The following is a 26,945-nucleotide window of genomic DNA, read 5'->3' as shown; positions in this document are numbered from 1 at the left end:
GGGCCCTAGCGGGGCTGGCAGCCCGGGCACCAGAAGAGGTTGCGGGCGGCGAGGTCGGCGGTGCGGACCTCGCCCCCGCAGAGCAGGCAGGGCTGGTGGGCGCGCCGGTAGACGTAGACCTCGCCGCCGTGGTCGTCCACGCGCGGCGGGCGGCCCATGGCCTCGGGGGTGTGCTCCGGGCGGACGGTGTCGATGCGGTTGAGCCGGACGCCCTCGCGCATCAGGGCGGCCAGGTCGAGCCAGATCGCGTCCCATTCGGTGCGCGTCAGGTCCCGGCCGAGCCGGTAGGGGTCGATGCCGTGCCGGAAGAGGACCTCGGCGCGGTAGACGTTGCCGACGCCGGCCACGACCTTCTGGTCCATGAGGAGCGCGGCGATCGTGGTGCGGGAGCGGGAGATCCGCGCCCAGGCCCGGTCGGGGTCGTCGGCGGGGCGCAGCGGGTCGGGGCCGAGGCGCTCGTGTATCGCCCGCTTCTCGGCGCCGGTGATCAGCGCGCAGGTGGTGGGGCCGCGCAGGTCGGCGTACTGCTCGCGGCCGACCAGGCGCAGGCGCACGGTGTCGGTGGCGGGCGGCGCGGGGACGGGGCCGAAGCCGTACTTGCCGAAGAGGCCGAGGTGGATGTGCACCCAGTCCCCGGCGGGGCCGTCGAAGCCGAGGAAGAGGTGCTTGCCGTGGGCCTCGGCGGTGTCGAGCTCCCGGCCGTCCAGCAGGGCCGCGCTCTCGGCGAAGCGGCCCTGGGGGCTGCTGACGCGCAGGGCCCGGCCGGCGAAGCGCTCGGCGTGGTCCTGGGCGAGGCGGTGGATCGTATGCCCCTCGGGCACGGCGGCACTCCTCGGAAACGAAAGACCGGCTCGGATCGGAAACGAAGGACGGGCGCGGAAGGGAGAACCGGCTCGGAAATGAAAAACCGGCCGCGCCGCCCGTGGGCGGCGCGGCCGGGAGCGGGATCAGCCCTGCGGGTGGTGCGCCGGGATCGGGGGCAGCTCGCCGGTGGTCTCGTAGGCGGAGAGCATCTCGATGCGGCGGGTGTGCCGCTCCTCGTTCGAGTACGGGGTCGCCAGGAAGGCCTCGATGAAGGAGACGGCCTCGTCCTGGGTGTGCATCCGGCCACCGACGGAGATGACGTTGGCGTTGTTGTGCTCACGGCCGAGCTTCGCGGTCTCGACGCTCCAGGCCAGGATGGCGCGGACGCCCTTGACCTTGTTCGCGGCGATCTGCTCGCCGTTGCCGGAGCCGCCGATCACGACGCCGAGGCCGTCCGCGTCCTCGGCGGTCCGCTGCGCGGCGCGCAGGCAGAACGGCGGGTAGTCGTCCACCGCGTCGTAGATGTGGGGCCCGCAGTCGACGGGCTCGTGGCCGTTGTTCTTGAGCCAGTCCACCAGGTGGTTCTTGAGCTCAAAGCCGGCATGGTCGGATCCGAGGTACACGCGCATGGGACGAGTGTGGCACGGGCGGGCCCGGCGACCTGCTCCGGGGTGTCGCGTAAGTCACTTCTAAAGCTCAAGTAAACCCAAAGAACGCAGATGGGGCACCGCAGGACCGAAGTCCCGGACCTTCGTCCATAGGCAACGATCCGGATTGGGGTCTTCCGTCCTGCGTTCATCTCAGGTTTGAATGCCGGGGCTCGCAACCCGAGAACCTAAGGATTCGTCCATGAGCTCCACGACGACCCTCCAGAAGTCAGGCGGCTCCATCGGTGAACCCGATGGCTCCCAGCCCTCCGACGGTCTGAAGGCCGGTCTCAAGAACCGCCACCTGTCCATGATCGCCATTGGCGGCGTCATCGGCGCCGGCCTCTTCGTCGGCTCCGGCGGCGGCATCGCCAAGGCCGGTCCCGCCATCCTGATCTCCTACGCGCTGGTCGGCGCGATGGTCGTCTTCGTGATGCGGATGCTCGGCGAGATGGCCGCGGCCAGCCCGAACTCCGGCTCCTTCTCCGCCTACGCCGACCGGGCGCTCGGCCGCTGGGCCGGCTTCTCGATCGGCTGGCTGTACTGGTTCTTCTGGGTCGTCGTGCTGGCCGTGGAGGCCACGGCGGGCGCCAGCATCCTCGAAAGCTGGGTCCCGGCCGTCCCGCAGTGGGCCTGGGCGCTGATCGTGATGGTCGTCCTGACCGTCACCAACCTCGGCTCGGTCGCCTCGTACGGCGAGTTCGAGTTCTGGTTCGCGGGCATCAAGGTCGTCGCCATCGGCGGCTTCGTGATCGTGGGCCTGCTGGCCGTCTTCGGCGTGCTGCCGGGCTCGGACAACCCGGGCGCGGGCTTCGCGCACCTGACGGACGCCGGCGGCTTCATGCCCAACGGCGTCGGGTCGGTGCTGACCGGTGTCCTGATGGTCGTCTTCTCCTTCATGGGCAGCGAGATCGTCACCCTGGCCGCCGGCGAGTCCGAGGACCCGCGCCGCGCGGTCACCAAGGCCACCAACTCGGTGATCTGGCGGATCGGCGTCTTCTACCTCGGTTCGATCTTCATCGTGCTGACCCTGCTGCCGTGGAACGACAAGTCGATCACCGAGAAGGGCTCGTACGTCGCCGCCCTGGACTCGATCGGCATCCCGCACGCGGGCCAGATCATGAACGTGATCGTCCTGACGGCCGTGCTGTCCTGCCTGAACTCGGGCCTCTACACCGCTTCCCGCATGGCGTTCTCGCTGGGCGAGCGCGGTGACGCCCCCAAGGTCTTCGCGAAGGTCTCCAAGAACGGCGTCCCGGTCATCGCGATCCTGGGCTCGGTCGTCTTCGGCTTCATCGCCGTCTACTTCAACTACGCCTTCAAGGACACGGTCTTCAACTTCCTCCTCAACTCCTCCGGCGCCATCGCGCTCTTCGTCTGGCTGGCGATCTGCTTCACCCAGCTGCGGATGCGCGGGATCCTGCTCCGCGAGGCCCCGGAGAAGCTGACGGTGAAGATGTGGTTCTTCCCGTACCTGACCTGGCTGACCGCCGCGATGATCACCTTCGTCCTGGGCTACATGCTCTACGACGACGGCAACCGCGAGGTGGTCCTGCTGTCGCTGCTGGTCGCCGCCCTGGTGCTGATCGTCGGCACGGTGCGCGACTACGTCCGCCGCAAGGACGCCGCGCGCGCCTGACCGTACGGACGATCCCACCCCTACATACGCGCGCGGCGGCCCCGGACCACCACCCAGTGGTCCGGGGCCGCCGCGTTCTCGGGGGCCGGTGCGGGGATCAGCCGCGGCCGACCAGCTTCCAGGAGGCCGGGAGCAGCCCCATGGCGAGGACGGCCTTGAGCGCGTCGCCGATCAGGAAGGGGGTCAGGCCCGCGGCGACGGCCGCGCCGAAGGACATCCCGGTGGACAGGGCGAGGTACGGGACGCCCACGGCGTAGATCACCGCGGAGCCCGCGGCCATCGTCAGGGCGGTGCGCACCACCGACCGGTCGGCGCCGCGGCGGGCGAGCGCCCCGACGACGGTCGCGGCGAGCAGCATGCCCAGCACGTAGCCGAAGGAGGCGCCGCCCGCACCCGAGGTGCCGTTCGCGAACCAGGGCATCCCGGCCGCGCCGACCAGGGCGTAGAGCGCGAGGGAGAGGAAGCCGCGGCGGGCGCCGAAGGCGGCGGCGACGAGCAGGGCCGCGAAGGTCTGCCCGGTGACCGGGACCGGCGAGCCGGGGACCGGTACGGCGATCTGCGCGGCGAGGCCGGTCAGCGCGGCCCCGCCGACGACGAGCGCGATGTCGCGGACCCGGCTCGCGGGGAGCAGGTCGGCGAGGACGGCACCGGGCCGGAAGGCGGCGGTCGTCGAAACGGTGGCGGTGCTCATCGGGACTCCGGGGGTTCGGGTGCTGTGGGGCAGGACGGTGGGGACAAGGTGACGTTAGTCCCGTGACCCCCGGCCCTTCAGCGTCGCGCAGAGACAAAGCAGTGATCCCCTCCTTGGTGGGAAATCCACAAAGACGGGCGTACGCCGACACTCCCGCAGGAGGCGAAGTGACCTGGGTCACCGCTATTTTTAGCCAGAACTAAACCGTTTTGCGTGGCCCCGGCCCGCTCGGGGACACTGTGGAAATGTCACAAGCACCCCTGCCCGACCTCGCCGAGGAGCCCCTCGGCCACGGGCTCAAGCAGCGCCATCTGACCATGCTGGGCCTGGGCGGCGTGATCGGCGCCGGGCTCTTCGTCGGTTCGGGCGCGGGCATCACCATCGCCGGTCCCGCGATCATCGTGTCCTACCTGCTCGCGGGCGTCCTCGCGATGCTGGTGATGCGGATGCTCGGCGAGATGTCGGCCGCCATGCCCGCCTCGGGTTCGTTCTCGGTGCACGCCGAGCGGGCGCTGGGCCGTTGGGCCGGATTCTCCGCGGGCTGGCTGTACTGGTTCCTGCTGGTCGTGGTCCTGGCCGTGGAGGCCACCGGCGCCGCGAAGATCGCGAACGGCTGGGTGCCGGAGATCGCCCAGTGGGCCTGGGTGCTGATCTTCATGGTGGTCTTCACCGCGAGCAACCTGGCCGCCGTGCGCAACTTCGGCGAGTTCGAGTTCTGGTTCGCCACCCTCAAGGTCGGCGCGATCGTCCTCTTCCTCGTCCTGTCCACCCTGGCGATCTTCGGCCTCCTCCCGGACACCGACCCAATCGGCCTGACCAACCTGAGCGGCCAGGGCGGCTTCGCACCCCACGGCTTCAGCGGAGTCATCGCCGGCATGCTCGCCGTCGTCTTCGCCTTCGGCGGCCTCGAAGTCGTCACCATCGCCGCAGCCGAGTCCGACGACCCGGCCCGCTCGGTCGCCCGCGCCGTGCGCAGCGCGGTGTGGCGCATCCTCTTCTTCTACATCGGCTCCATGCTCGTCATCGTCACCCTGCTGCCTTGGGACTCGATGAAGCCCGGCGAGAGCCCCTACGTCGCCGTCCTCGACTCCATCGGCATCCCCGGCGCCGGACAGATCATGAACATCGTGGTGTTCGTGGCCCTCCTGTCCGCCCTGAACGCCAACCTCTACGGCTCCTCCCGCATGGTGTTCTCCCTCGCCGAGCGCGGCGAGGCGCCCAAGGCGCTCCTGACCGTCTCGCGGGGCGGGGTGCCGCGGCGCGCGGTCTTCGCGTCGGTCACCTTCGGCTTCGTCTCCGTCGTCCTGAACCTGCTGTGGCCCGACACGGTCTTCCTCTACATGCTCAACGCCGTCGGCGCGGTGCTGCTCTTCGTGTGGGCGCTGATCGCCGTCTCGCAGCTGAAGCTGCGCCGCCGGATCGAGCGGGAGATGCCGGACAGGCTCACCCTGCGGATGTGGTGTTTCCCGTACCTGACCTGGTTCGCACTCGCCGGCATGGCAGCCGTCCTCGTCCTCATGCTCTTCGACGAGGACGCGCGCCCCCAGCTCCTGTGGTCGGGCGGCGCCGCCCTCGCCGTCCTCCTCGTCGCGGGTGCGCGCGAGCTGCGGGCCGCCCGCTCCTGATGGCGGGGTCGCGGGTGGACGATCACTTCGGGTGAAGGGGTCGTCCACATCGTGGACGGGGAACGTCCGATAACCGGACAGTAGGCAAACTGGTGCACCTCACCCCGTCCACCCGCACACCGGACAGGCACACCCTCATGAGCCAGCGCACCGCCACGCCGCCCGAGCAGCAAGAGGACCGGACGCCCGGGGATCCCGCCGGATCCCCCCTCGGCAACGGCCTCAAGCAGCGCCACCTCTCGATGATCGCCCTCGGCGGAGTCATCGGAGCCGGCCTCTTCGTGGGCTCCGGGGCGGGGATCGCCGCCGCCGGGCCCTCGATCGTGCTCGCCTACGCGGTGTCCGGACTGCTCGTGATGTTCGTGATGCGGATGCTCGGCGAGATGTCCGCCGCGAACCCCGCCTCCGGCTCCTTCTCGGTGCACGCCGAGCGCGCGATCGGCCCGTGGGCCGGTTTCACCGCCGGCTGGATGTTCTGGATCCTGCTGTGCGTCGGCGTGGCCATCGAGGCCATCGGCGCGGCGCACATCGTGACGGGCTGGCTCCCGGGCACCCCCTCGTGGATGTGGGTGCTGATCTTCATGGCGGTGTTCTGCGGCTCCAACCTGGGCGCCGTCGCGAACTTCGGCGAGTTCGAGTTCTGGTTCTCGGCGCTCAAGATCGGCGCCATCGCGCTCTTCCTGGGTCTGGGCGTGCTCGCCGTCCTCGGCGTCCTGCCCGGCACCTCCTCCCCCGGCACCGCGAACCTGCTGCACGACGGCGGCCTCCTGCCCCACGGGGTGGACGGACTGCTCGTCGGCCTGCTGGCCTCGGTCGTCGCCTACGGCGGCCTGGAGACGGTGACCATCGCCGCCGCCGAGTCCGAGGACCCGGTCCGGGGCGTCGCCAAGGCCGTGAAGACCACCATGTGGCGGATCGCGATCGTCTACGTCGGCTCGATGCTGGTGATCGTGACGCTGCTGCCGTGGAACGACCCGGCGGTCACCGAGCAGGGCCCGTACGCCGCCACCCTGGACCACCTGGGCATCCCCGCCGCCGGCCAGGTGATGAACGTGGTCATCCTGATCGCGCTGCTGTCCGCGATGAACGCCAACATCTACGGCTCTTCCCGCATGGCCTACTCCCTGGTCTCCCGCGGCCAGGGGCCCAAGGCGCTGGGCAAGCTCACCCACCAGGTGCCGCGTCGCGCGGTCCTCGCCTCCTCGGGCTTCGGCTTCGTCACCGTGCTGCTGTCCTACTGGTACCCGGAGACCCTGTTCGCCTGGCTGCTGAACATGGTCGGCGGAGTGATCCTGATCGTCTGGGGCTTCATCGCCGTCTCCCAGTTCGTGCTGCGCCGACGCATGGAGCGCGAGGATCCGCAGAAGCTCGTCGTGCGGATGTGGGGCTTCCCCTACCTGACCTGGGTGGCCCTGGCCGGGGTGGCCGGGGTGCTGGTCCTGATGGCCGTGGGCGAGGACACCCGGGTCCAGGTCCTGTTCACCGGCGGACTCACGGTCGCCCTCGCGGTCACCGGATACGTCCGCCAGCGCGCGGCGGCGACCCGCGCGGCCGGGTGACGACCCCTCACGCCATCCCCCCGAGGCCGGGTTCATGCGTTCGCATGGACCCGGCCTCCGGCGTACCGGAGGTCCCGACAAGCCAGGTAACCCTTAGCTGCCTGCGGAAATAGATGCTGCTAGCGTGCAGTTGCGCAAGTGTTGCAATAAGAAGACTGAGGGGACCGGATACCTGCATGGCCATCTACACGCTTCCTGAGCTGCCGTACGACTACGCGGCGCTGGAGCCGGTGATCAACCCGCAGATCATCGAGCTGCACCACGACAAGCACCACGCCGCCTACGTCACGGGCGCCAACACCACGCTGGAGCAGCTGGCCGAGGCGCGCGACAAGGAGAACTGGGGCGCGCTGAACGGCCTGGAGAAGAACCTCGCGTTCCACCTCTCCGGCCACATCCTGCACAGCATCTACTGGCACAACATGGCCAACCCGAAGACGGACGAGGGCGGCGGCGTCCCGGACGAGAAGGACGGCCTCGGCGACCTCGCGGACGCCATCGCCGAGTCCTTCGGGTCGTTCGAGAAGTTCCGCAAGCAGCTCACCTTCGCGTCCTCCGCGACGCAGGGCTCCGGCTGGGGCGTGCTCGCGTACGAGCCCGTCAGCGGCCGCCTGATCGTCGAGCAGATCTACGACCACCAGGGCAACGTGGGCGCGGCCTCGGTGCCGATCCTGGTCTTCGACGCCTGGGAGCACGCCTTCTACCTTCAGTACAAGAACCAGAAGGTGGACTTCATCGAGGCCATGTGGAAGGTCGTCAACTGGCAGGACGTGGCCAAGCGCTTCGCCGACGCCAAGGCGAACACCCCGCTGCTGATCCCGGCCAAGGGCTGATCAGCCACTGAGCCGTCCGCCTCGTGATCGTCTTCTCAACCTTCACTTGCGGACGTTTCCACCGGAGGGCCCTCGCGAGGACATGACTCGCGGGGGCCTTCCGCGTGCCCCGGACCCGCCACGTCCGCTGGACCCGCCACGTCCGACGGACCCGCCGCGTCCACCAGCCCGTCCACCTCGCCGACCACCGTGAACTCGTGCGCCAGGCCCGTCTCGTGGAGCCGGGCGAAAGGCGTGAAGGGGATGCCGAACTCCGACTCGCCGTGGTCGAAGTTCCAGCTCTTGTGGATCTGGAAGCGGTAGTCGCTCACCACCGAACCGTCCCCGTGCACCCGGACCGTGCCGCTGATCCGGTACTCGGCCCCGCGCAGCGCCAGCCACCAGTCCGCGCTGCCGCGCCGGGTGATGAGCACCCCGCGCCAGCCGCTGTCCGCCGCGTACGCCCCCGGCTCGCCCACGGCCCTGGCGTCCGCGCGCCACTGCGCGAGCCGCCGGTCGACCTCCGCCCGTACGACGGGCACGGCCAGCAGCGCCCGCGCGTCGACCCGGTACGGGCGCCCCGCGCCCCGCAGGTAATGGCGCAGGGTGCCCGCGGCGTGCCGGACCCCGAGCGCGGTCCACAGCGGGGGCACGGCGAGCGCGGCGGCGCGCAGCACCCGGTCGCGCGGGCGGGCCGGGAGGCTGCCGTGGGGCGCGTTGCCGTTCGGCTGCCGCGGGTCCGCCCGGCCCCCGTCGCGGCCCAGCACCACCGCGTCCGTACCCGGCCGCCCGGTCTGCCCAGTCCCCATAACGGGACGGTAAGGGAGGAACCGGGCGGCTGCTACTCGGCCGTGCGATCAGCCGAAGTTCGGGCCGACCGTACGGGTCCGCTTGATCTCGAAGAAGCCGGGCGTGGAGGCCACCAGCAGGGTGCCGTCCCACAGCCGGGCCGCGGCCTCGCCGCGCGGGGCCGGGGTGACGACCGGGCCGAAGAAGGCCACGTCCTCGCCGTCGGCGCCCGGCACCGAGATGACCGGCGTGCCGACCTCCTGGCCGACCCGCTCTATGCCGTTGTTGTGCGAGGCGCGCAGGATCTCGTCGAACTCGTCCGAGTCGGCGTACTCGATCAGCTCGGCCGGGAGGCCGACGTCGGCGAGGGCGGCGGCTATGGTCTCGCGGCCCGCTCCCTGGTCCTCGTTGTGGAAGCGGGTGCCCAGCGCCGTGTACAGCTTGCCGGTGACCTCGCTGCCGTGCTTCTGCTGGGCCGCGACGACCACGCGGACCGGCTCCAGACCCTTCGGGCCGAGCAGGTCGCGGTAGCGCTCGGGCAGCTCGTCGAGCTTGTTCTCGTTCAGCACGGCGAGGCTCATGACGTGCCAGCGCACCTCGATGTCGCGGACCTTCTCGACCTCCAGCATCCAGCGGGAGGTCATCCAGGCCCAGGGGCAGAGCGGGTCGAACCAGAAGTCGACCGGGGTCTTCTCGGGCACCTGGGTGTCGGGCATGACTCTCCTCGTGACGGCGGTCCTCGGGGACACGGCTGGGGGCGGATCGGGGGCGCACCCGGGGGGCGCGCTCACCGTCGCAACCGCCCGACGGCCGGACGCATTCCCCGTGGGAGGATTCGAACCGAAAACGTGAACACGTGAACACGCACGAAGGAGTGCCCGTGTCCGGTGAAAACCTGTCCCGCGACGAGGCCCGTGAGCGGGCCGAGCTGCTGTCCGTCCAGGGGTACGAGGTCGTCCTCGACCTGCGGTCCGCCGTGGACGAGAGCGAACCGGCCGATGGGCCACGGACCTTCCGCTCGGTGACGACGCTCCGCTTCCGCTCCGCCGTACCCGGCGCCGCCACCTTCGCGGACCTGATCGCCCCCTCGGTGAACACGGTCACGCTCAACGGCGCCGCCCTCGACGTGGCCGCCGTCTTCGACGGCTCGCGGATCGCGCTGGCGGACCTGGCCAGCGAGAACGTGCTGGTCGTGGACGCGAACTGCGCCTACAGCCGGACCGGTGAGGGCATGCACCGCTTCGTCGACCCGGAGGACGGCGAGGTCTACCTCTACACCCAGTACGAGCCGGCCGACGCCCGGCGGGTGTACGCGAACTTCGAACAGCCCGACCTGAAGGCCCCCTACCGCTTCGAGGTGACGGCGCCCGAGGGCTGGCAGGTCTGGAGCAACGGCGCGGAGGAGTCCCGCGAGGGCGACACCCGCCGCTTCGCCGAGACCGCGCCGATCTCGACGTACATCACCTGCGTGGTCGCGGGTCCCTACCACTACGTCACGGACACCTACACGCGCGGGGACCTGACCATCCCGCTCGGTGCGATGTGCCGCAAGGGGCTGGCCAAGCACTTCGACGCGGACGACGTCTTCCTGGTCACCAAGCAGGGCTTCGACTTCTTCCACGAGCACTTCGACTTCCCGTACCCCTTCGGCAAGTACGACCAGGCCTTCGTGCCGGAGTACAACCTGGGCGCCATGGAGAACCCGGGGATGGTCACCTTCCGCGAGGAGTACATCTTCCGCGGGAAGGTCACCCGGGCCTCCTACGAGCGGCGCGCGAACGTCATCCTGCACGAGATGGCGCACATGTGGTTCGGCGACCTGGTCACCATGAAGTGGTGGGACGACCTGTGGCTGAAGGAGTCCTTCGCGGACTTCATGGGCACCTTCTCGATGGTCGAGGCGACCCGCTTCGACAACGGCTGGGTCACCTTCGCCAACAACCGCAAGGCCTGGGCCTACCGGGCCGACCAGCTGCCGTCCACGCACCCGATCACGGCCGACATCCGTGACCTGGAGGACGCGAAGCTCAACTTCGACGGCATCACGTACGCCAAGGGCGCGGCCGTGCTCAAGCAGCTCGTCGCCTACGTCGGCCGGGACGCCTTCCTCGAAGGCGCGCGCCGCTACTTCAAGGCCAACGCCTACGGCAACACCACCCTCGACGACCTGCTGACGGTGCTGGCCGAGGTCTCCGGCCGGGACATGGCGCAGTGGTCGCGGTCCTGGCTCCAGACGGCCGGCGTGAACGCGCTGACCCCGCTGGTGACCTACGACGCGGCCGGACGGATCACCGAGCTCGCCGTGCTCCAGGAGGGCGACGAACCGCGCCCGCACCGGGTGGCGATCGGCCTCTACCGGCTGCAGGACAGCGCCCTGGTCCGCTACGCGCGCACCGAGGCCGACGTCGCGGGCGCCCGCACGGTGGTCGCCGAGCTGGCGGGTGCCGAGCGGCCCGACCTGATCCTGGTCAACGACGACGACCTGACCTACTGCAAGATCCGCTTCGACGAGGGCTCGCTGGCCACGCTGCGCGCGCACCTCGGCGACCTGACCGACCCGCTGGCCCGGGCGATGTGCTGGTCGGCGCTGTGGAACCTGACGCGCGACGCGCTGATGCCGGCGCGGGACTTCCTCGCGCTGGTCCTGGCCCACGCGGGCCGCGAGACGGACGTCGGCGTGCTCCAGATGCTGCACGCGCAGGCGCAGAGCGCGGTCACCCACTACGGCGCGCCGGAGTGGCGCGAGCAGGGCGGCAAGGTGCTGGCGGCCTGCGCGCTGCAGGAGCTGCGGCTGGCCGAGCCGGGCTCGGAGCACCAGCTGACCTGGGCCCGCTTCTTCGCGGCCGGTGCGACGACCGAGGGCGACTACCAGCTGCTGCTGGGGCTGCTCGACGGCAGCGCGCGGATCGACGGGCTGGAGGTGGACCAGGAGCTGCGCTGGGACTTCCTGCTGCCGCTGAGCGCGCACGGCGCGGTGGACGAGGGCGTGCTCGCCGCCGAACTGACGCGCGACGACACGGCCTCGGGCCGGCGCCACCAGGTGCGGTGCCTGGCGGCGCGGCCGTCGGAGGCCGTCAAGGCGCAGGCGTGGGCCGTGGTGGTGGAGTCGGACGCCCTGTCGAACGCGCTGGTCGAGGCGACGATCTCGGGCATGCAGCAGTCCTCGCAGCGGGAGCTGCTCGCGCCGTACGCGCAGCGGTACTTCGACGCGATCGAGCGGGTCTGGAGCGAGCGTTCGATCCAGATCGGCATGGACGTCGTCCGCGGGCTGTTCCCCGCGCTCCAGGACACGGAGGCGACGCTGGCCCTCGCGGACGCGTGGCTGGCGGAGCACGCCGACGGGGCGCCGGCGCTGCGTCGGCTGGTGCTGGAGTCGCGTGACGACCTGGCCCGGGCGTTGCGCGGCCAGCGCTGCGACGCGGCGGCGGCCCAGGCCTGACCCCGCGGGGCTCCGCCCCGCACCCCGCGCCTCAAACGCCGGCGAGGCTGATCGCCAGCCTCGCCGGCACCATCCAGCCCCGCCGGCGTTTGAGGCGCCGCCGGAGGCAACGCCCGCCCCGGGCGCGGCCCAAAGACGCCCTCAAACGCCGGGCCGGCTGGGGAGTCGGGCGCGGCCCAAAGGCGCCCTCAAACGCCGGGCCGGCTGGGGAGTCGGGCGCGGCTCAAAGATGCCCTCAAACGTCGGGCGGGCTGGATGAGCCGGCTGGAAGGGGCGGATTCGGCGGGGGCCCTATCGACAGTCGAACGCCCGTACTTTAGCCCTGGCTTGTCCCGGTTTGTCGACGAGCGTGTAACAGCGGTTAGCGGGGCGGCCGGATGCGGAATCCCCGGCTCATGAACCACAACACGCCCCTCCCCCTCCGGCACCTCACCGGCACCCGCCCCCGCGTCCTGACCCTCGCCGAGCTCCGCGAGCACGGCGTCACCGCCTCGGACGCCGCCGGCCGGCCCTGGCAGCAGATCCTGCCCGGGGTGTTCCTGCTCCACTCGGGGCCCGCGACCAGCGAGGAGCGACTGCACGCGGCGCTGCTGTACGCGGGCCGCCGCGGCGGCGAGGTCATGATCACGGGGCTCGCGGCGCTCGCGCTCTACCGGTTCACCTCCGCACCCACCCTGCTCGCCCTGCCCCAGCTCGACGTACTGGTCCCCGGCACCCGCAGGCTCCGCTCCACCGGCTGCGTCCGGGTGGTCCGTTCGCACACCCCGCCCCGCCCGCAGGAGGTCACCGGACTCCCGGTGGCTCCGGTCGCCCGCGCCGTGGCCGACGCCGTCGCGCAGCTCTCGGACGCCCAGACCGTACGGCGCCTGCTGAGCGAGGCGGTGCGCGGCGGGCACTGCGAACCGGCGGCACTGGTGAGGGAGTTGACGGTGGCCCGGCTGCTGAGCCGTCCGCACGTGGTGGACGCGGTCGAGTCGTTGCTGGCGGAGGGGCGGTCCATCGCCGAGGACCGGCTGTACGACCTGGTGCGCCTGTACGGCCTGCCCGAGCCGGTGTGGAACGTGGACCTGCGGGTCCCCGGCGGCCCGCACCTGGGCGGGGTGGACGCCTACTGGCCCGACCAGGCGGTCGCGGTGGAGCTGGACACCCGGGCCCCGCGCCAGGGCGAGGACGAGCAGTGGTCGGAGTGCGCGCGCAAGCGGGACGCCCTGGAGCGACTCGGGGTGACCGTCCTGCACATCACCCCGCGCAAGCTGCGCGACCACGCCGAGCAGCAGGCGGCGGTCGTCCGGACCGCACTGACGGCCTCGGCCGACCGCGAGCCCGCCGCCTACCTCGTCGTGCTCCCCCGGTGACCCTCCTGCGGCGCGGGGCCGACCCCCGTGGCGGTCCCGGCGTCGACGGGAGGGTTGGCCGGGGAGTACTCCGGCCCGCTCCAGCGCAGCCGGCCCGGGTGGCGGCTCTCGATCACCGAGGCCACGGTGAAGCGGACGGTCCGGGAGCCGTCGGCCGCGTACTCGGTCCGGGCCCGGCCGCTGAGCTGGAGCAGCGCACCGCTCTCCCAGTGCGGGAAGAGCAGCCCGGCCCGCGGGTCGGTGGCGAGGTTGCCCAGGGTCAGGAACATGGCGTTGCCGGGATAGTCCGGCCAGGACAGCTCGCCGGGCGCGTCCACCCGGACGAAACCGGGATGGCCGCCGCGGTGACTGGCCTCGACCCCGCCCCCGGCGGTGGTCGCCACGAAGAAGGTGTCGGCGGACCGCACCCAGGCCTGCTGGTCGGGGGTGAGCGCACCCCCGTGCCGCTCGACCCCGCCCCCCTCGGACACCAACACCAACGGCTGCCGCTTCTGGAGGTACTTGGGGCAGTTGGAGAAGACCTGCTCCGCCTCGACGCTGAACCGGCCCGCCGCACCCGCCCCCGCGTCCACGACCCCGTTGAGCCGCATCCGGCGCCGGGTCCGCGGGTCGAGGGCGATGGTGCCCACGGCGGTCCCGGGGACCGCCAGCACCCCGGCGAGCGGGTCGCCCTCGGGGACCCCGCCGCTCACCGTGATCCGGTGCGGCCCGGTGGCCCGTACGAAGCCGGGCGGGCCGGTCAGCTGCGAGGCCCACAGCAGGCCCGCCGCGTCCGCGGCCCCGACCACCAGGAAGGGCTGCTGCTCCAGGAAGACGGCCGCGACCTCGCGGATGCCGCTGCCCACGGCGCGCCCGACGTGCTCGGCGGCCTCCCGGACACCCACGCGCCGCTGTACGTCCAAGGAACCTCGGCGGTACGTCACGCCCGTACCCCTTTCTAGAAGAAGCCGCAGGTGGGAGCGCCCGCTACGGGCGCCTGAGCGTCCTCGACACCGGCCGGGACGGAGATCTCCAGCCGGGTGCCGTCGGGGTCGTGGAAGAAGATCCCGCCGGAGGCCGCGCCCTCACCGTGGGGGACGACACCGTCGTAGGCGAAGTCGACGCCGAGCGCGCGCAGCCGCTCCTCGTACGCCCGCACCTCCTCGATCGTGTCCGCCGACAGGGCCAGGTGGTGCAGTCCGGCGGCGGCCGGGGCGAAGGGGACGCTCGCCTGCTCCCAGAGCGTGAGGACGAGTGCGCCGTCCTGGCCGAGGAAGGCGTAGCGACGGTCCGCCTCCTTGCCCTCGCCGAGCCGCTCGAAGCCGAGCGCGTCCCGGTAGAAGCCGAGCGAGCGGTCGAGATCGGTGACGTTCAGGCCGATGTGGCCGGTGCGCAGCGCGCTGATGGCGGTCGTCGTCATGGTGGCCGGTTCCTTTCCAATGGCTAACCTTCTACATCAAAGTTAAAGGTTAGAAGCCACCCAGTCAACCGGTCACGTATTCTTGAGGGGTTAGCTCGACCTTCGAGGGGCCACAGGAGCAGGCATGACGACGACGGACCCGCGGCCGCTGACCGGGGAACCGATCGCCCTGGACCTGCTGAACACCCGCTGGATGCAGGACGGGGTGCTCACCGACCTCTTCGCCGGGGCCGGCGCCGCCGGGCTGACCCGGGTGGAGGGGGTGGCCCTCTGGCTGCGCTCCACCGGGCTCGACGACCGCTTCCGGGCCGACCCGCCGACCCTGATCCACCTGCTGACCGCGCGCGAGGCACTGGCCCGCGCGGTCGCGGACCCCGCCGACGCGGGGGCCCGCGCGCTGATCGACGCGGTGCTCGAACACGGCCGGATCCGGGCCACGCTGACCGCCGAAGGGCCCGGCGAGCGGGCCGAGTTCGCCGACCCGGCCTGGGGCCCGGCCTGGACGGCCGCCCGCGGCTACCTCGACCTGCTGACCGCCGCGCCCGACCGGATCCGTAAGTGCGCCTCGGACAGCTGCGTCCTGCGCTTCTACGACACCTCGCGCAACGGCACCCGGCGCTGGTGCTCGATGACCGCCTGCGGCAACCGGGCGAAGGCCTCACGTCATTACGCGCGCACGCGCGAGCGGTAGAGGGCCCGAATCTGTCACACCCGGACCGCACCCCGGCGCGGCCCATGCGCTGACATCCGGTCAGCGAGTCTACAAATCTCCTCTTCAGCACCCTCGATTGGTACCGGTCTGCCCACGTAAGGCTTCAGTGGCGCATACCCCGCGGTGGCGAATATCCGCCATGACAGGTCACGGTCAATGACAACCCTCCCCAAACAGCTGTCACTTGCGCCAAGCTGACCGGTCATCCGGCACCGAAATCCGGACCGTTTCTTTCACTTATCCAGGGATGCTGATGACCCTCGAATCCCCCGGCTCCATATCCGGCACGCGACGCGTCGCACGCGTCGCGGCCGCGGCGGGCCTGGTGGCCGCCCTCGCGGCCACCGGCGCGGTGCCCGTGTTCGCTGCGGGTGGCACCGTCGACCCGGCCGCTTCCGCCGCGGTCAAGTCCGCAGACCAGAAGCTCGGTTCCGCCGACGCCGAACTGCTCCAGCAGGCGCAGGCCAAGGGCGAGAAGACCGTCACCGTGATGGTGGCGACCGCCCCCGGCGAGACCAAGCAGGTGGCCCAGCAGCTGGACGCCGTACAGGGCGCCTCGGTGGGCCAGACGTACGACAAGCTCGGCTACGTGCGCGCCACGCTGCCGACCGACAAGGCGGACGCGGCCCTCAAGGCCGCCGCCAAGCTGTCGACCGTGCACGGCATCGACCTGCGTCACGAGATCGCGCTGCCGGACCCGCGTCCCGACGCCAAGCAGGAGAACGCGCCTGCGAAGAAGACGGCTTCCGAGACCTACCCCGGGCCCGACAAGAACACCCCCGCGAAGAACCCGTACAACCCGTCCTTCGAGACGGGCGCGGTCGACTTCGTGAAGCAGAACCCGCAGGCCGACGGCCGCGGCGTGACCATCGGCATCCTGGACTCCGGCGTCGACCTCGGTCACCCCGCGCTCCAGAAGACCACCACCGGCGAGCGCAAGATCGTCGACTGGGTGACGGCGACCGACCCGATCGCGGACAACGACGCGACCTGGCGCCCGCAGATCACCCCGGTGACCGCGACCGGCGGTTCCTTCACCGCGGGCGGCCAGAGCTGGAAGGCCCCCGAGGGCTCGTTCCAGTGGAGCCGCTTCAGCGAGTCCATCACCGCCACCGGTGACATGAAGGGCGACGTCAACCGCGACGGCGACACCACCGACAAGTTCGGCATGCTGTACGACCCGGTGGCCGGCACCGTCCGCGTCGACACCGACCAGGACGGCGACTTCACCAACAACGAGCCGATGAAGCCGTACAAGGACGGCTACCAGATCGGCTACTTCGGCACGGACAACCCGGCGACCGACGTCGCCGAGCGGATCCCGTTCACCATCGAGATCCGCAAGGACGTCCCGATGGACCCGTACGGCGGGGACTGGGTCGGCAAGAAGGCCGACTTCGTCAACATCGGCATCATCGAGTCCGAGCACGGCACCCACGTCGCGGGCATCACCGCGGCGAACAGCCTGTTCGGCGGCAAGATGAACGGCGAGGCCCCCGGCGCGAAGCTCGTCTCCTCGCGCGCCTGCTCCTGGACCGGCGGCTGCACCAACATCGCGCTGACCGAGGGCATGATCGACCTCGTCGTCAACCGCCACGTGGACATCGTCAACATGTCCATCGGCGGCCTGCCGGCGCTGAACGACGGCAACAACGCGCGTTCCGAGCTGTACACCCGCCTGATCGACACCTACGGCGTCCAGCTCGTCATCTCGGCGGGCAACGAGGGCCCGGGCGTCAACACCATCGGTGACCCCGGCCTCGCCGACAAGGTCATCAGTGTCGGCGCCGCGGTCTCCAAGGAGACCTGGGCCGCCAACTACGGCTCCGGCGTGACCAAGAAGTACGCGCTCTTCCCGTTCTCCTCGCGCGGTCCGCGCGAGGACGGCGGCCTGACGCCGACCATCACCGCCCCCGGCGCCGCGATCAACACCACCCAGACCTGGCTGCCCGGCTCCCCGGTCAAGGAGGCCGGCTACACCCTGCCGGCCGGTTACTCGATGCTCCAGGGCACCTCGATGTCCTCGCCGCAGGCGACGGGCGCCAGCGCCCTGCTGATCTCGGCCGCCAAGCAGAACAACGTCGCGCTGACCCCGGCGAGCCTGCGCATCGCGCTCACCAGCACCGCGAAGAAGATCGACGGGGCCTCCGCGCACGAGCAGGGCGCCGGCCTGATCGACATCGGTGGCGCGTGGGAGTCCATCCAGCGCGGCCCGAAGGCCAATGACTTCGCCGTCAAGGCCCCGGTCGACACCGCGATCGACCAGTTCCTGAAGACCCCGGGCTTCGGCACCGGCCTCTACGACCGCGAGGGCGGCCTGAAGGTCGGCCAGAAGAAGGTCTACGACGTCGTCGTCACCCGCACCACCGGCGTCAAGTACGGCACCCGCCACGACCTGACCTGGCGCAACAACGACGGCACCTTCAAGGTGGTCGGCGGCTACGACTACGTCACCCTGCCGCTGAACAAGCCCGTCACGATCAAGGTCGAGGCCAACCCGAAGACGGCGGGCGCGCACAGCGGCATCCTGCAGCTGGACGACGCCACCACCGAGGGCATCGACAAGCAGATCATGACGACCGTCGTCGCGGCGACCCCGCTGGCGAAGCCGTCCTTCGGCCTCTCGGACACCTCGTCCGTGCAGCGCAACAGCAACAAGTCGTACTTCGTCACCGTGCCGCAGGGCGCCAAGACCCTCGAGGTCGCGCTCGGTGGTCTCGCGGCGGGCAGCCAGACGCGCTTCATCTCGATCCACCCGTACGGCGTGGGCGTCGAGGACAGCGCGACGACGCAGTGCTACCCGAACTACGACAACCCGGCCAACACCTGCCGCCCCGACCTCCGTTCGTACGCGAACCCGACGCCCGGCGTCTGGGAGATCGAGGTCGAGGCGCGCCGCACCTCGCCGCTGCTCGACAACCCGTTCAAGCTGGACGTCAGCGTCCTGGGCGCGGGCTTCGACCCGGCGGTCAAGGTGCTCCCCGAGGTCAAGCAGGGCACCGCGGCTCCGGTCCAGTGGACCGTCAAGAACGACGGCGCGGCCATCACCGGCGGCAAGCTCCAGGGCGGCCAGCTCGGTTCCGCGAAGGTCGCCAAGCCGACCATCAAGGCCGGCGAGGTGCAGACCTCGACCGTCACCATCGGTGCGGGCGTCTCGCGTCTGGACATCGCCATCGGCGGCGTCTCCGACACCGCCGCCGACCTGGACCTCGAAGTCCAGCTCAACGGCGTCAAGGTCGGCTCCTCCGCCGACGGCGACTCCGAGGAGGCCGTGAGCCTGGCCAACCCGGCCGCCGGCACCTACACGATCATCGTCACCGGCTACGCGGTGCCGTCCGGCACCACCACGTACGACTACCGTGACGTGTTCTTCTCCTCCGCCCTGGGCTCCGTCCAGGTCGACGAGGCCGCCAAGGTGAACCTCGCCAACGGTGCCTCGACGAGCGTCTCGGCGAACGTCCTGGTCAACAGCGCGGCCCCCGAGGGCCGTCAGTTCTTCGGCCAGGTCCAGCTGCTCAACGGCCGCGGCACCGCCGCCGGCACCGGCAGCGTGCAGATCGAGAAGGTCCTCCCGTAACGGTCGACCTGATCACGGCATGACGGAGGGGCGGTGCTCTACGAGCACCGCCCCTCCCCCCGTTCCCCCCTCCCCCCGTTCCCCCCTCCTCGCGCGGCTACTTGCCGATCGAGCTCAGGTCCTGGGCGTAGGTGCCCACCGCGTGGGCGATGACGTCCAGGTTGGTGTCGAACGCCTTGAGGTCCAGGTTCTTCAGGGTGTCGCCGGCCCCGTGGTAGTTGGGGTCGTACGGGGCCCCCGCCTTCCCGCCGTACCGCTTGGCCTGCTCGGCGGTCTTGATGCCCTCGGCGCCGGTGAAGGTGCCGCCCGCCGGGATGCCGTTCGCGATGAAGGGGCCGTAGTCGGAGCGGCCGTCGAAGTCACTGCCCTCGTGCGGCTTCTTCTTCTTGTCGAGGAAGCCGTTGATCAGCGCCTCGATCTGCGCCGATCCGGCCGGACCGGCGCCCTCGCCGACCTTGTCCGAGTCGTCGCCGTCGTAGACGAACTGGACCGGGTTCGGCGAGGCGATCATGTCGAAGTTCAGGTAGAGCGCGATGTCCTTCTTCTGCTTCTCGGACAGCTGGGCCACGTAGTGCTCCGAGCCCAGCAGGCCCAGCTCCTCCGCCGACCACCAGGCGAAGCGGACCTTGTTCGCGGGTCCCTTGCCCTTCTTGTTGGCGCCCTCGTCGGCCAGCTTGAGGGCGACCTCCAGCAGACCGGCCGAGCCGGAGCCGTTGTCGTTGATGCCCGGGCCCTCGGGGACCGAGTCCAGGTGGGAGCCGAGCGCGACCACCTTGTCGGCGCGGCCGCCGCGGGTCTCGGCGATCACGTTGCGCGTGGTCTTCTTCACGTGCTCCTGGTCGAGGTCCAGGCGCACCGACACCTCGCCCTTGGCGGCGGCCGCGGTCAGCGCCTCGCCGTCGGCGAGGGTGATGCCCGCGCTCGGGATGACGCCCTCGGCGGGCGAGGAGAAGCCGCCGCGGACCGGGGTGGTCCCGCTGTGGTTGTAGACGATGACCCCGATCGCACCGGCCGCGGCGGCCGCCTTCTGCTTCTCCACGAAGGTGCAGCTGCCCCGCTTGACCAGGGCGATCTTCCCGGCGAAGGCCCCGGCGGGATAGTCGGCCGCGTCGCAGCCGGGGGTCTCGTCGACCCGGGCGAGGGCCAGCGGGGCGACCAGGCCGCCCGCCGGGGTGGACCTGGTGAAGGTGAAGGCGGCGGTGGCCAGCTCGCGGGTGTCCGCGCCGAGGACGGTGGTCCGCTCCGTCTTCGTGTGCGCCTCGAAGATGTCGAAGTCCTGGTAGGAGACCTGGTACCCGGCCTTCTTCAGGGTGTCGTGGACGTAGGCGGCGGAGGCCGCGTGCCCCGGCGAGCCCGCGGCGCGGTTGCCGCCGTTGGCGTCGGCGATCTGCTGGAACTTCGCCAGGTGGCGGTAGGCCCCGCGGGCGGTGACCTCCTCGACCAGCTCCTTGGCGAGCTTCCCGTCGCGCGCGGGGGCGGCGGCGGCCGGGCCTGCGGTCAGCAGCAGCGGAGCGGCGACGGCGGCGGCCGCGAGGGCGGCGAGCGCCGGTATGGACCGGCGGTTGCGGTGGGCGCGCACGGGGGTTCCTCCCGGGTGTGGGGCGATGGTTCGCCCTGTGGACGATCGTGTCCGCATATCGGTCACGACAGACCGGACCGTAGCCACCCGGGAACCGACAAAACGGACGATCGGCGGCTGTGCAACACGGCCGCCACACACTCGTCACGGGGGTACACGATCCGGACACCGTCCGTTCCTCGGACAATGGATTGGACAAGGCTCGTGGGGTCGAACGCATGATGGCTTCACGCGCGCCCGCGTCGTACGTACCAGAGGAGTCACCGTGAGGGTCGGAATCGTCGGAGCCACCGGACAGGTCGGCGGAGTCATGCGCGGCATCCTCGCCGAGCGGAAGTTCCCGATGGACGAGCTGCGGCTGTTCGCCTCGGCCCGCTCCGCGGGCACGGTCCTGGAGTGGGAGGGCCAGCAGATCACCATCGAGGACGCCTCCACGGCCGACTACTCCGGCCTGGACATCGTGCTCTTCTCGGCGGGCGGCGCCACCTCGCGCGCGCTGGCCGAGAAGGTCGCCTCGCAGGGCGCCGTCGTGATCGACAACTCCTCCGCCTGGCGCGGCGACCCCGAGGTCCCCCTGGTCGTCTCCGAGGTCAACCCGCAGGCGATCAAGGACCGCCCCAAGGGCATCATCGCGAACCCGAACTGCACCACCATGGCCGCGATGCCGGTCCTGCGCCCCCTGCACGACGAGGCCGGCCTGACCGCGCTGGTCGCCACCACCTACCAGGCCGTCTCCGGCTCGGGCCTGGCGGGCGTCGCCGAGCTCAAGGGCCAGGCCTGCGCGGTCGCCGAGGCCGCCGACCAGCTGACCTTCGACGGCGGCGCCGTGGACTTCCCCGAGCCGACCGTCTACAAGCGCCCGATCGCCTACAACGTCGTGCCGCTCGCGGGCAACCTGGTCGACGACGGCTCCTTCGAGACCGACGAGGAGCAGAAGCTCCGCAACGAGTCCCGCAAGATCCTGGGCATCCCGGAGCTGAAGGTCTCCGGCACCTGCGTGCGCGTCCCCGTCTTCTCGGGCCACTCGCTCCAGGTCAACGCCCGCTTCGCCGCTCCGATCAGCGTCGAGCGCGCCTACGAGCTGCTGGGCGCCGCCCCGGGCGTCGAGCTGTCCGAGATCCCGACCCCGCTCCAGGCGGCGGGCAAGGACGCCTCGTACGTCGGCCGCATCCGCGTGGACGAGACCGTCGACAACGGCCTCGCGCTCTTCCTCTCCAACGACAACCTCCGCAAGGGCGCCGCGCTGAACGCGGTCCAGATCGCGGAGCTGGTGGCCGAGGAACTGCGCGGCTGACCCCGCACGCGACCCGAGGCGCGGCGTCGGTGCGGCGCCGTACCGACGCCGCGCCTCGGGCAGCGACACACCCGGTGATTTCGCCCGTGGATTACTCCGACGCGGTGACGCGGCCCGCATGGAAGGATGGCCGGGCAACGTCACCATCGAAGGAGATGCCGCGTGCCTGGCACGAATCTGACCCGCGAAGAAGCCCAGCAGCGCGCGAAGCTGCTGACCATCGACTCGTACGAGATCGATCTCGACCTCAGCGGTGCGCAGGAGGGCGGCACCTTCCGGTCCGCGACCACCGTGCGCTTCGAGGCGTCCGAGGCGGGCGCGGAGTCCTTCATCGACCTGGTCGCGCCGTCCGTCCGCGAGATCGTGCTGAACGGCACCGCGCTGGACGCGTCCGCCGTGTTCCAGGATTCCAGGATCGCGCTCCCGGGCCTGCTGGCCGGCGCCAACGAGCTGCGCGTCGTCGCCGACTGCGGCTACACCAACACCGGTGAGGGCCTGCACCGCTTCGTCGACCCGGTCGACGAGCAGGCCTACCTGTACACCCAGTTCGAGGTGCCGGACGCCCGCCGCGTCTTCGCGAGCTTCGAGCAGCCCGACCTGAAGGCGACGTTCCGCTTCACCGTGACGGCCCCCGAGGGCTGGACCGTGATCTCGAACTCCCCGACGCCGGAGGCCGCCGACGTCAAGGACAACGTCTGGCGCTTCGAGCCGACCCCGCGTATCTCCACCTACATCACCGCGCTGATCGTCGGCCCGTACCACGCGGTCCACAGCAGCTACGAGGGCGCCGACGGCCAGTCCGTCCCGCTCGGCATCTACTGCCGCCCCTCGCTCGCCGAGTTCCTCGACGCGGACGCGATCTTCGACGTGACCCGGCAGGGCTTCACCTGGTTCCAGGAGAAGTTCGCCTACGACTACCCCTTCGCGAAGTACGACCAGCTCTTCGTGCCGGAGTTCAACGCGGGCGCGATGGAGAACGCGGGCGCGGTCACCATCCGTGACCAGTACGTCTTCCGCTCGAAGGTGACCGACGCGGCGTACGAGCTGCGCGCCGAGACCATCCTGCACGAGCTGGCGCACATGTGGTTCGGCGACCTGGTCACCATGGAGTGGTGGAACGACCTGTGGCTGAACGAGTCGTTCGCGACCTACACCTCGATCGCCTGCCAGGCCTACGCCGAGGACTCGAAGTGGCCGCACGCCTGGACGTCCTTCGCCAACTCCATGAAGACCTGGGCGTACCGGCAGGACCAGCTGCCCTCGACGCACCCGATCATGGCCGACATCCGTGACCTGGACGACGTGCTCGTCAACTTCGACGGGATCACCTACGCCAAGGGCGCCTCGGTCCTCAAGCAGCTCGTCGCCTACGTCGGCATGGAGCCGTTCTTCAAGGGCGTCCAGGCCTACTTCAAGGCCCACGCCTTCGGCAACACCCGCCTGTCCGACCTGCTCGGCGCGCTGGAGGAGACCTCCGGCCGCGACCTGACCACCTGGTCGAAGGCATGGCTGGAGACGGCCGGCATCAACATCCTGCGCCCGGCGATCGAGACCGACGCGAACGGCGTCATCACCTCCTTCGCCGTCCGCCAGGAGGCCCCGGCACTGCCCGCCGGCGCCAAGGGCGAGCCGGTCCTGCGTCCGCACCGGATCGCGATCGGCTTCTACTCGATCGACCGGGAGAGCGGGCGGCTGCTGCGCGAGCGGCGCGTCGAGCTGGACGTGACCGCCGCCGAGCTGACGGACGTACCGGAGCTCGTCGGCCTCCAGCGCCCCGACGTCGTCCTGCTCAACGACGACGACCTGTCCTACGCCAAGGTCCGCCTCGACGAGCTCTCGCTCGCCACGGTCACCGCGCACCTGGGCGACTTCCAGGAATCGCTGCCGCGCGCGCTGTGCTGGGCCTCGGCCTGGGACATGACGCGCGACGGCGAACTGGCCGCGCGCGACTACCTCGCCCTCGTCCTGTCGGGCATCGGCAAGGAGTCGGACATCGGCGTGGTGCAGTCGCTGCACCGCCAGGTGAAGCTGGCCATCGACCTGTACGCCGACCCGGCCTGGCGCGAGAGCGGCCTGGCCACCTGGACCGAGGCCACGCTGGAGCACCTGCGCGCGGCCCCGGCCGGCAGCGACCACCAGCTCGCCTGGGCCCGCGCCTTCGCGGCGACGGCCCGCACCGAGGGTCAGCTGACCTTCCTGGCGGCGCTGCTGAGCGGGCAGGCGGAGATCGACGGCCTCGTCGTCGACACCGAGCTGCGCTGGGCGTTCCTGGGGCGGCTGGTCGCGACCGGCGTGCTCGGCGACGCGGCGATCGCGGCGGAGCTGGAGCGGGACAAGACCGCGGCGGGCGAGCGCCACGCGGCGACCGCGCGCGCCGCGCGGCCGACCGCCGAGGCGAAGGCCGAGGCGTGGGCCTCGGTGGTGGAGTCCGGCGACCTGCCGAACGCCGTGCAGGAGGCCGTGATCGGCGGCTTCGTGCAGACCGACCAGCGCGAGCTGCTGGCGCCGTACGCGGAGAAGTACTTCGCGGCGGTCAAGGGCGTGTGGGACTCCCGCAGCCACGAGATCGCGCAGCAGATCGCGGTGGGCCTGTACCCGGCGCTCCTCGTCTCCCAGGAGACGCTGGACGCGACGGACGCGTGGCTGTCGGCGGCCGAGCCGAACGCTGCGCTGCGCCGCCTGGTGTCGGAGTCCCGCTCCGGGGTCGAACGAGCCCTCCGCGCCCAGTCCGCCGACGCGGCGTCCTGACCCACCCCCACGCCCTCGAACGCCGGGCGGGCTAGATCATCCCCGCCCGGCGCTCGCGGCGCGGGCCCGCCCGCCCGATTGCCCTCAAACGCCGGGCGGGCTATGTGTAGCCCCGCCGGCGTTTGAGGCGCGGGCCCGCCTGCCTGGTTGCCCTCAAACGCCGGGCGGGCTAGGTCTGGCCCCGTCGGAGCGCCCTCAATCGCCGGGCGGGCTTCATCTGGCCCCGTCGGGCTGCATATAGCCTCGCCGGCGTTTGAGGCGCGGGTCCGGGCAGCGCCCGGGACGGCCGGCCGAGGCCACCCACCGACACCGCCTCCGGCGGGCCCTCAAACGCCGGGCGGGCTGAATTCGGCATCCCCTTGCCGGCGATTGAGGCGCGGGCCCGACGGGCTGACTCAAGCCCCGCCGGCGTTTGAGGCGGACGGTGTGGCTAGGGGGCCGCTTCGCGGAGGGCCGTCAGGACTCGGGCCACCGCGGGCGCGGCTTCGGCGCCGCGGCGGAGGGCGGCGACCACGTGCCGGGCCGGCCGGTCGGCCTCCAGGACCCGCACCGCGACGTCATAGGCCCGGCGGGTCACCGCCATCCGGGGGACCAGCGCCACCCCCATCCCCGCCTCCACCATGGCCAGGATCGCCGTCCACCCGGCGGCCGAGTGCGCCCGCTCCGGGACGAAGCCCGCCGCCTCGCACGCGGTGCGGGTGATCTCCGACCAGGGACCGCTGCCCCCGAAGATCCACCGCTCCCCGGACAGGTCCGCGAGCCGCAGCCCCGCCGCCCCGGCCAGCCGGTGGTCCGCCGGGAGCGCCACGTCCAGCGGGTCCGCGAAGAGCGGGATCCGGGTGAACCGCGGGTCGCGGGCGGTCGGCGCGTGGGCCGCCAGGGACAGCGCCAGGTCCACCGACCCGGCCGAGAGCAGCTCGTACGCCTCCGCGGCCTCCGCCTCCCGCACCCGCACCTCGATCCCCGGATGGCTGCGGCGCAGCGCGGCGACGGCCGGGACCACGAGCGCGGGGACGGCGGTGGAGAAGGCGCCCACCCGGACCTCGCCCGCCTCACCGGCCAGGTAGCCGGCCAACTCCGCGTCGGCCCGTTCCAGCTGGGCGAAGACCGCCTCGGTGTGCCGCAGGACCAGGTGGGCGGCGTCGGTGAGCCGGACCCGGCGCCCCTGCGCCTCCAGCAGTCCCACGCCGAGCTGTTTGGCGAGGTTGGTCAGCTGCTGCGAAACGGCCGAGGGCGTCATGTTCAGCGCCTCGGCCGTCGCGGTCACGGTCCCCCGTTCGGCGAGGGTCCGCAGGATCCGCAGCTTCTTGATGTCCCAGTCGTGCATGGGACCGAACCTACCGGCGGGCACCCAGGGTCACACCGCCCAGGATCAGCGCCATGCACAGCAGCTCGGTGGGGCTGGTCCGTTCGCCGATGAGGAGGAAGCCGAGGACGGCGACGCAGACCGGCTGGAGGTAGTAGACGACGCCCGCGCGGGCCGCGCCGATCAGCGAGACGGCCTTGTTCCAGGCGAAGAAGGCGACGGCGGAGGAGAAGACCCCGACGTAGAGCAGCGGGCCGACCGTACCGGGTGCGACCTCGAAGCCGCCCTGCACGTGGACCGAGACCGCGTAGAGCGGGGCGAGCATCAGGGCGCCGAGGACGAAGGTGGTCAACAGGAAGGCGGGGCCGCCGATCTCGGCGGGCTTGCGGCGCAGCAGGGCGCTGTAGGAGGCGAACGACAGGGCGGCGGCGAACATCCACAGGTCGCCGGCGGCGAAGTCGAAGCCGAGTGAGCCGTGGCCGACGAGGAGCAGCACGCCGAAGGCGGCGAGCAGCATGCCGCCGGTGCGGCGCGGGCCCAGCTTCTCGCCGCCGAGGCGGGAGTAGACGGCCATGATGACCGGCGAGGCCGCCATGATCATGCCCATGGTGCCGGCGGGGGTGGTGAGCCCGGCCTGGTGGACCAGGGTGTTGTACATCGCTATGCCGAGCAGCGAGGCGAGCGCGACGTAGCCGAAGTGGCGGCGGATCAGGGCCCGCTGCTGCCAGGCCTGCCGGGCGGCGAAGGGGGCGACGGCGAGGATCGCGATGACCCAGCGCCAGAAGACGGCCTGGACGGGCGGGACGGAGTCCGCCATGTCCCGGGTGGCGACGAAGCTGCCGGACCAGACGACCGTGGCGATCAGGGCGAGGAGCACGCCGAGCCCGGCGACGCCCTTCTTCCCGCTGCCCTGCTGTGCCTTCGAAGCGGTACGGACGCGGTCCATGACGGCCACTGTGTGTCTCCCCCT

General features: G+C 71.3%; 20 protein-coding genes. 10 read left to right on the top strand and 10 right to left on the bottom strand.

Annotation, left to right across the window (positions count from 1 at the left end; all coding sequences use genetic code 11):
• Positions 1 to 5: 5 nt before the first annotated feature.
• Both ACIQWR_RS05895 and ACIQWR_RS05890 read right to left on the bottom strand, forming a co-directional pair.
• Positions 6 to 821, bottom strand: a complete 816-nt coding sequence (locus ACIQWR_RS05895; RefSeq protein WP_404005388.1) for an Fpg/Nei family DNA glycosylase — start codon at positions 819 to 821, stop codon at positions 6 to 8.
• Between the two features lie 126 nt (positions 822 to 947).
• Positions 948 to 1,433, bottom strand: coding sequence for a ribose-5-phosphate isomerase (locus ACIQWR_RS05890; protein ID WP_399267060.1), 486 nt, complete (start codon positions 1,431 to 1,433; stop codon positions 948 to 950).
• A gap of 220 nt (positions 1,434 to 1,653) precedes the next feature.
• Here ACIQWR_RS05890 and ACIQWR_RS05885 point away from each other — a divergent pair, with 220 nt between their 5' ends.
• Positions 1,654 to 3,090: an amino acid permease gene (locus ACIQWR_RS05885; RefSeq protein WP_404005387.1), complete on the top strand. Its 1,437-nt coding sequence runs from the start codon at positions 1,654 to 1,656 to the stop codon at positions 3,088 to 3,090.
• A 97-nt stretch (positions 3,091 to 3,187) separates the two neighbouring features.
• Here the strand turns inward: ACIQWR_RS05885 and ACIQWR_RS05880 are convergent, their stop codons facing one another.
• Complete coding sequence (locus tag ACIQWR_RS05880) at positions 3,188 to 3,781, bottom strand: biotin transporter BioY (protein ID WP_404005386.1); 594 nt, start codon at positions 3,779 to 3,781, stop codon at positions 3,188 to 3,190.
• A 245-nt stretch (positions 3,782 to 4,026) separates the two neighbouring features.
• Here ACIQWR_RS05880 and ACIQWR_RS05875 point away from each other — a divergent pair, with 245 nt between their 5' ends.
• The 3 genes from ACIQWR_RS05875 to ACIQWR_RS05865 all read left to right on the top strand — a co-directional run bounded on the left by ACIQWR_RS05875 (position 4,027) and on the right by ACIQWR_RS05865 (position 7,798).
• Positions 4,027 to 5,406, top strand: a complete 1,380-nt coding sequence (locus ACIQWR_RS05875; protein ID WP_404005385.1) for an amino acid permease — start codon at positions 4,027 to 4,029, stop codon at positions 5,404 to 5,406.
• Between the two features lie 137 nt (positions 5,407 to 5,543).
• Complete coding sequence (locus ACIQWR_RS05870; protein WP_404005383.1) at positions 5,544 to 6,965, top strand: amino acid permease; 1,422 nt, start codon at positions 5,544 to 5,546, stop codon at positions 6,963 to 6,965.
• A gap of 176 nt (positions 6,966 to 7,141) precedes the next feature.
• Positions 7,142 to 7,798: a superoxide dismutase gene (locus ACIQWR_RS05865; protein ID WP_399267478.1), complete on the top strand. Its 657-nt coding sequence runs from the start codon at positions 7,142 to 7,144 to the stop codon at positions 7,796 to 7,798.
• A 35-nt stretch (positions 7,799 to 7,833) separates the two neighbouring features.
• Here the strand turns inward: ACIQWR_RS05865 and ACIQWR_RS05860 are convergent, their stop codons facing one another.
• Positions 7,834 to 8,586: a hypothetical protein gene (locus tag ACIQWR_RS05860; RefSeq protein WP_404005382.1), complete on the bottom strand. Its 753-nt coding sequence runs from the start codon at positions 8,584 to 8,586 to the stop codon at positions 7,834 to 7,836.
• 48 nt (positions 8,587 to 8,634) lie between these two features.
• Entirely contained in the window at positions 8,635 to 9,282 is a 648-nt protein-coding gene (locus tag ACIQWR_RS05855; RefSeq protein ID WP_404005380.1) for a DsbA family protein, read from the bottom strand.
• A gap of 164 nt (positions 9,283 to 9,446) precedes the next feature.
• Here ACIQWR_RS05855 and pepN (ACIQWR_RS05850) point away from each other — a divergent pair, with 164 nt between their 5' ends.
• Together pepN (ACIQWR_RS05850) and ACIQWR_RS05845 are read left to right on the top strand one after the other, a co-directional pair.
• Positions 9,447 to 12,005 (top strand): aminopeptidase N, encoded by a 2,559-nt coding sequence (gene pepN / locus ACIQWR_RS05850; protein ID WP_404005379.1) that lies wholly within the window; start codon positions 9,447 to 9,449, stop codon positions 12,003 to 12,005.
• Positions 12,006 to 12,400: 395 nt separating this feature from the next.
• The gene (locus ACIQWR_RS05845; protein WP_404005377.1) at positions 12,401 to 13,360 is read left to right on the top strand and encodes a hypothetical protein; all 960 of its coding nucleotides are present in this window, start codon (positions 12,401 to 12,403) and stop codon (positions 13,358 to 13,360) included.
• Here ACIQWR_RS05845 and ACIQWR_RS05840 read toward each other — a convergent pair.
• Both ACIQWR_RS05840 and ACIQWR_RS05835 read right to left on the bottom strand, forming a co-directional pair.
• A complete protein-coding gene (locus ACIQWR_RS05840) occupies positions 13,336 to 14,283 on the bottom strand; it encodes a pyridoxamine 5'-phosphate oxidase family protein (RefSeq protein WP_404005375.1) in 948 nt (315 codons plus the stop codon). The genes ACIQWR_RS05845 and ACIQWR_RS05840 overlap by 25 nt on opposite strands.
• A gap of 14 nt (positions 14,284 to 14,297) precedes the next feature.
• Positions 14,298 to 14,759: a VOC family protein gene (locus ACIQWR_RS05835; protein WP_404005374.1), complete on the bottom strand. Its 462-nt coding sequence runs from the start codon at positions 14,757 to 14,759 to the stop codon at positions 14,298 to 14,300.
• 124 nt (positions 14,760 to 14,883) lie between these two features.
• Between ACIQWR_RS05835 and ACIQWR_RS05830 the strand changes: the two genes are divergently transcribed.
• Together ACIQWR_RS05830 and ACIQWR_RS05825 are read left to right on the top strand one after the other, a co-directional pair.
• Positions 14,884 to 15,450: a CGNR zinc finger domain-containing protein gene (locus ACIQWR_RS05830; protein ID WP_404005372.1), complete on the top strand. Its 567-nt coding sequence runs from the start codon at positions 14,884 to 14,886 to the stop codon at positions 15,448 to 15,450.
• Positions 15,451 to 15,724: 274 nt separating this feature from the next.
• Entirely contained in the window at positions 15,725 to 19,048 is a 3,324-nt protein-coding gene (locus ACIQWR_RS05825; protein ID WP_404005370.1) for a S8 family serine peptidase, read from the top strand.
• Positions 19,049 to 19,145: 97 nt separating this feature from the next.
• Here ACIQWR_RS05825 and ACIQWR_RS05820 read toward each other — a convergent pair whose 3' ends face one another.
• A complete protein-coding gene (locus ACIQWR_RS05820; RefSeq protein ID WP_404005369.1) occupies positions 19,146 to 20,627 on the bottom strand; it encodes a M28 family metallopeptidase in 1,482 nt (493 codons plus the stop codon).
• Between the two features lie 265 nt (positions 20,628 to 20,892).
• On the opposite strand from ACIQWR_RS05820, the gene ACIQWR_RS05815 reads away from it, so the two are divergent.
• On the top strand, positions 20,893 to 21,921 hold the full coding sequence (locus ACIQWR_RS05815) for an aspartate-semialdehyde dehydrogenase (RefSeq protein ID WP_404005368.1): 1,029 nt from the start codon (positions 20,893 to 20,895) through the stop codon (positions 21,919 to 21,921).
• Positions 21,922 to 22,083: 162 nt separating this feature from the next.
• Complete coding sequence (pepN, locus tag ACIQWR_RS05810) at positions 22,084 to 24,669, top strand: aminopeptidase N (protein WP_404005367.1); 2,586 nt, start codon at positions 22,084 to 22,086, stop codon at positions 24,667 to 24,669.
• A gap of 430 nt (positions 24,670 to 25,099) precedes the next feature.
• Here the strand turns inward: pepN (ACIQWR_RS05810) and ACIQWR_RS05805 are convergent, their stop codons facing one another.
• Entirely contained in the window at positions 25,100 to 25,996 is an 897-nt protein-coding gene (locus ACIQWR_RS05805) for a LysR substrate-binding domain-containing protein (RefSeq protein ID WP_404005366.1), read from the bottom strand.
• Between the two features lie 10 nt (positions 25,997 to 26,006).
• Complete coding sequence (locus ACIQWR_RS05800; RefSeq protein WP_404005365.1) at positions 26,007 to 26,930, bottom strand: DMT family transporter; 924 nt, start codon at positions 26,928 to 26,930, stop codon at positions 26,007 to 26,009.
• Positions 26,931 to 26,945: the final 15 nt, after the last annotated feature.

It is taken from the genome of Streptomyces sp. NPDC098789 (genome assembly GCF_044759975.1).
Classification (GTDB): Bacteria; Actinomycetota; Actinomycetes; order Streptomycetales; family Streptomycetaceae; genus Streptomyces.
Note: the sequence above shows the minus strand (reverse complement) of the source record. Positions and strands in the feature narration are given on the sequence as shown.

What these genes read in the sequence shown, in the direction of transcription:
- ACIQWR_RS05890 (WP_399267060.1), bottom strand. Translation starts at nt 1,433, where the DNA reads ATGCGCGTGTACCTCGGATCCGACCATGCCGGCTTTGAGCTCAAGAAC.
- ACIQWR_RS05885 (WP_404005387.1), top strand. Translation starts at nt 1,654, where the DNA reads ATGAGCTCCACGACGACCCTCCAGAAGTCAGGCGGCTCCATCGGTGAA.
- ACIQWR_RS05880 (WP_404005386.1), bottom strand. Translation starts at nt 3,781, where the DNA reads ATGAGCACCGCCACCGTTTCGACGACCGCCGCCTTCCGGCCCGGTGCC.
- ACIQWR_RS05875 (WP_404005385.1), top strand. Translation starts at nt 4,027, where the DNA reads ATGTCACAAGCACCCCTGCCCGACCTCGCCGAGGAGCCCCTCGGCCAC.
- ACIQWR_RS05870 (WP_404005383.1), top strand. Translation starts at nt 5,544, where the DNA reads ATGAGCCAGCGCACCGCCACGCCGCCCGAGCAGCAAGAGGACCGGACG.
- ACIQWR_RS05865 (WP_399267478.1), top strand. Translation starts at nt 7,142, where the DNA reads ATGGCCATCTACACGCTTCCTGAGCTGCCGTACGACTACGCGGCGCTG.
- ACIQWR_RS05860 (WP_404005382.1), bottom strand. Translation starts at nt 8,586, where the DNA reads ATGGGGACTGGGCAGACCGGGCGGCCGGGTACGGACGCGGTGGTGCTG.
- ACIQWR_RS05855 (WP_404005380.1), bottom strand. Translation starts at nt 9,282, where the DNA reads ATGCCCGACACCCAGGTGCCCGAGAAGACCCCGGTCGACTTCTGGTTC.
- ACIQWR_RS05845 (WP_404005377.1), top strand. Translation starts at nt 12,401, where the DNA reads ATGAACCACAACACGCCCCTCCCCCTCCGGCACCTCACCGGCACCCGC.
- ACIQWR_RS05835 (WP_404005374.1), bottom strand. Translation starts at nt 14,759, where the DNA reads ATGACGACGACCGCCATCAGCGCGCTGCGCACCGGCCACATCGGCCTG.
- ACIQWR_RS05830 (WP_404005372.1), top strand. Translation starts at nt 14,884, where the DNA reads ATGACGACGACGGACCCGCGGCCGCTGACCGGGGAACCGATCGCCCTG.
- ACIQWR_RS05825 (WP_404005370.1), top strand. Translation starts at nt 15,725, where the DNA reads ATGACCCTCGAATCCCCCGGCTCCATATCCGGCACGCGACGCGTCGCA.
- ACIQWR_RS05805 (WP_404005366.1), bottom strand. Translation starts at nt 25,996, where the DNA reads ATGCACGACTGGGACATCAAGAAGCTGCGGATCCTGCGGACCCTCGCC.